3 protein-coding genes and 1 rRNA gene are annotated in these 4,414 nt (G+C 32.1%); all 4 read left to right on the top strand.

Going from position 1 to position 4,414, the window contains the following annotated elements:
* Positions 1-246: 246 nt before the first annotated feature.
* A 5S ribosomal RNA gene (rrf, locus tag ACIQ2I_RS08195) occupies positions 247-356 on the top strand.
* 331 nt (positions 357-687) lie between these two features.
* Positions 688-1,497, top strand: a complete 810-nt coding sequence (locus ACIQ2I_RS08190; RefSeq protein ID WP_396181933.1) for an endonuclease/exonuclease/phosphatase family protein — start codon at positions 688-690, stop codon at positions 1,495-1,497.
* A gap of 183 nt (positions 1,498-1,680) precedes the next feature.
* Positions 1,681-2,133, top strand: a complete 453-nt coding sequence (locus ACIQ2I_RS08185; RefSeq protein ID WP_396181932.1) for a MarR family winged helix-turn-helix transcriptional regulator — start codon at positions 1,681-1,683, stop codon at positions 2,131-2,133.
* A gap of 59 nt (positions 2,134-2,192) precedes the next feature.
* Positions 2,193-4,414: 3-hydroxyacyl-CoA dehydrogenase NAD-binding domain-containing protein (locus ACIQ2I_RS08180; protein ID WP_396181931.1), on the top strand; the 2,222-nt coding region annotated here is incomplete at its 3' end.

Raw genomic sequence — 4,414 nt, 5'->3', positions numbered from 1 at the left:
CTATAGATGTAAAGGCAGTAATGTCATAGTCGAGTAGTACTAATAACCCGTAAGCTTATTGTAAAGTTTCTCCCGATTAATCGGGAGAAACGAAATTCTTTCAAAGAAAGAATGTTTTTTATTTTTTATATTTTTATCTCAGTATGTTAAGATATTTGCAGCCAAGCTGCAGTCTTAAAGACGAAAGTCCAAAGTTTTAAAGCAAACAACTTTAGACTTTATGACAATCGACTTTAGACTTACAATTAAGGTGGTTATTGCGTTGGGGCTCACCTCTTACCTTTCCGAACAGAGAAGTTAAGCCCAACTGCGCAGATGGTACTGCAGTTATGTGGGAGAGTATGTCGCCGCCTTCTTTTATTGAGAGGCTATCTGAAAAGATAGCCTCTTTTTTTTGTTATTGGTGCGGCGTGTTCGCAAGCTCGGTTCGCCGCCTTCTTTTATTGAGAGGCTATCTGAAAAGATAGCCTCTTTTTTTTGTTATTGGTGTGGCGTGCTGGCAATTTTTCACCAAATATATCTTATGAAAACCTGAGCGTTAGTGGGTGTAGTGGCATCCTTTTTTTTAAAAATAACACCAAAAAAGATATAACGAAACACACGACCTGGAAGGAAACGCACAAAATAAAATCTTTTGTAGGTAAACAAATAATCATACTTATTTATATCTTAGCAAAAAAATCAAATATGTTATTAAAAAAGTTCTTATTTTTCTTTTTATTAGTCACTTGTTTTTCTTTTTCTCAAGTATCCGTTTGTACTTGGAATATAATGAATTTAGGTAAATCAAAATCAGATAGTGAATTAATGGTTATGGCAAACGCTATAAAAAGTTATGATATTATTGCTATTCAAGAGGTAGTTGCTGGTTATGGAGGTGCAAAAGCAGTAAGTAGATTAGTTGCCATTTTAAATACCAAAGGGGCAAAATGGGAATATGTAATTAGCAATCCAACAACGAGTATCAGTACATCTAGTTGTGAGCGATATGCTTTTATTTGGAAACCTTCAATCGTAAAAAAAATAGGTAATTGTTGGTTAGATCAAAACTATCAAAAAGAAATTGATCGAGAACCTTTTATGGGTACTTTTATTTACAAAGGGAAATCAATAACTTTAGTATCATTTCATGCGGTTCCAAAAAAGAAAAATCCAGCAAGCGAAATAAAATATTTTAAATTTTTTCCTAATTTGTATCCAAAACTTAATTTAGTTTTTATGGGTGATTTTAATTGTCCTCAAAGTAATTCTGTGTTTTTCTCAATTAAAAAAATAGGTTTTACAAGTGTTTTTCAAAATCAAAAAACAAGTTTACGTCAGAAATGTATAAATAATGATTGTTTAGCATCAGAGTATGATAATATTTTTTACAAGCCTACCAATCTTGAAGTTTTAAAAAGTGGAATTGTACCTTTTTATACCTCATTTAAATCTGTTAAAGAAGCAAGAAAAATTTCAGATCATATTCCTATTTGGAGCTTAATTCAACTTAAGTAATTTACTCTATTCCGATCAATTTAATACCTACTCGAGTAAAAGATTTAACAATTTATTAGTATCAAAAAAGGTTATTGATTTCTTTTTATTTGTAAATTTATATCACTTAGTCTATAAACTGAAAAAATCAACTAAATACTATGCGCGCATAGTATTTTTTTTTATATTTGAAAAAAATAATTTATGCAAGATAAAACAATCGATTATATTTTAAGACATACCTGGCAAACGGTTTCTAAAATGTATAATGAAGAAGCTGCAAAATATGGTGCTACTATGGCTACGGGTTTTGCCTTATTGAGCATTGATAAAGAAAAGGGAATTCCTTCTACTGCTTTAGGTCCTAGAATGGGTATGGAAGCTACAAGTTTAACTAGAACTTTAAAATCTATGGAGCAAAGAGGTTTGATAATACGAAAAAAAAACCCATCTGATGGAAGAGGTGTTTTGATTTTTTTAACTGAAGAAGGAAAACAAAAAAGAGAATTATCAAAACAAACGGTGCTACAGTTTAATGGAGTGATTAAATCTAAAATTACTGAGGAACAGCTTTATAATTTTATGCAAGTTGCCGATATTATTAATGAACAAATTCTTGAAAAAGAAATTTTTGATAAAAATATCAAACTAAAATAACGTATAAATGTTTATATTTTTATTTAAATATAGAATTTTCCAAAATTAAATACATATAAATGAAACGAAATATTAAAAAGGTTGCAGTTATTGGATCTGGAATTATGGGTAGTGGAATTGCCTGCCATTTTGCAAATATAGGAGTAGAAGTAATTTTGTTGGATATTGCTCCAAATGAATTAACAGCTGTTGAAATAAAAAAAGGGTTGACTCTTGAGAGTAAGTTAGTTAGAAACAGATTGGTTAACGATCATTTGGCAATTGCGCTAAAATCAAAACCATCGTCAATTTATCATCAAAGTTTTGCTAGTAGAATTTCTACTGGAAATACTACAGATGATATGACTAAAATAGCTTCATGCGATTGGATTATTGAAGTGGTTGTAGAACGTTTAGATATTAAGAAAAGCGTTTTCGAACAAATTGAGAAATTTCGTAAACCAGGAACATTAATTACTTCAAACACATCTGGAATTCCTATTCATTTTATGAGTGAAGGGAGAAGTGAAGATTTTCAAAAACACTTCTGTGGAACGCACTTTTTTAATCCAGCACGTTACTTAAAATTATTCGAAATTATTCCTGGACCTCAAACTTCAACAGAAGTATTAGACTTCTTAAATGGTTACGGAGAAAAATTTTTAGGAAAAACATCCGTTGTTGCCAAAGATACTCCCGCTTTTATCGGGAATAGAATTGGAATTTTTGGAATTATGAGCTTGTTTCATCAAGTAAAGGAAATGGGCTTAACAATTGAAGAAGTAGATAAATTAACTGGTCCGGTAATTGGTCGACCTAAATCGGCAACTTTCCGAACAGTAGATATAGTTGGTTTAGATACTTTAGTTCACGTGGCTAACGGGATTTACGAAAATTGTAAAACAGACGAGGTTTTAGAATTGTTTAAGCTACCAGATTTTATTAATAAAATGATGGAAAATAAATGGTTGGGAGTTAAAACCAATCAAGGTTTCTATAAAAAAGAAGGAATAGAAATATTGTCTTTAGATTTGAATACATTAAAATATAGTGCGACTAAAAAAGCTTCTTTTGCGACTTTAGAATTAACCAAAACCATCGACAAACCTATTGATAGATTTAAAGTATTAATCACTGGAAAAGACAAAGCCGGTGAATTTTATCGTAAAAACTTCGCTTCGATGTTTACTTATTGTTCTAACAGAATCCCTGAAATCACAAACGCTTTTTACAAAATTGACGATGCGATGAAAGCTGGTTTCGGTTGGGAAAACGGACCATTTGAAATTTGGGACGCAATTGGTGTTCAAAAAGGAATTGAATTAATGAAAGTAGAAGGCTATCAGCCTGCAAGTTGGGTAACTGATATGTTGGCTTCTGGAAATACGACTTTCTATTCTGTTAAAGAAGGAGCAACTTTTTTCTATAACAGAGATAAAAATCAATCAGAAAAAATTCCGGGACAAGATGCTTTTATAATTTTAGACAATATTCGCGAAAGCAAAAAAGTTTGGAACAACAGCGAAAGTATAATTACCGATTTAGGTGACGGAATTATCAATTTAGAATTTACTTCTAAAATGAATTCTATTGGTGCTGGCGTTTTACAAGGTATCAATAAAGCTATTGATATGGCTGAAAAAGGATATGAGGGTTTAGTTATCGGGAACCAAGGAACAAATTTTTCTGTTGGTGCAAATTTAGCCATGATTTTCATGTTGGCTGTTGAGCAAGAATACGATGAATTAAATATGGCCATCAAAATGTTTCAAGATACGATGATGCGTTGCCGTTATTCTTCTATTCCAGTAATTGCTGCACCTCACGGAATGACACTTGGTGGTGGTTGCGAATTAACCATGCACTCAGATAGAGCAGTTGCCGCTGCTGAAACCTACATCGGATTAGTAGAATTTGGTGTTGGTGTAATTCCTGGTGGTGGTGGTTCTAAAGAAATGGCGCTTCGTGCTTCAGATTTATTTAGAAAAAATGATGTAGAATTAAATGTTTTACAGGAATATTTCTTAACCGTTGGTATGGCGAAAGTGGCAACTTCTGCTTATGAAGCATTCGATATTGGCGTACTTCAAAAAGGTAGAGATATTGTTGTGGTAAATAAAGACAGACAAATTGCTACAGCAAAACAGGTTGCTTTACAAATGGCCAATCAAGGATACACACAACCTGTAAGAAGAAATGATATAAAAGTTTTAGGAAAACAAGCTTTGGGTATGTTTTTAGTAGGAACTGATCAAATGCTAGCTGGACAATATATTTCGGAGCACGACCAAAAAATTGCTAA

The sequence above is a fragment of the Flavobacterium sp. genome, assembly GCF_044368995.1.
Classification (GTDB): domain Bacteria; phylum Bacteroidota; class Bacteroidia; order Flavobacteriales; family Flavobacteriaceae; genus Flavobacterium.
Note: the sequence above shows the minus strand (reverse complement) of the source record. Positions and strands in the feature narration are given on the sequence as shown.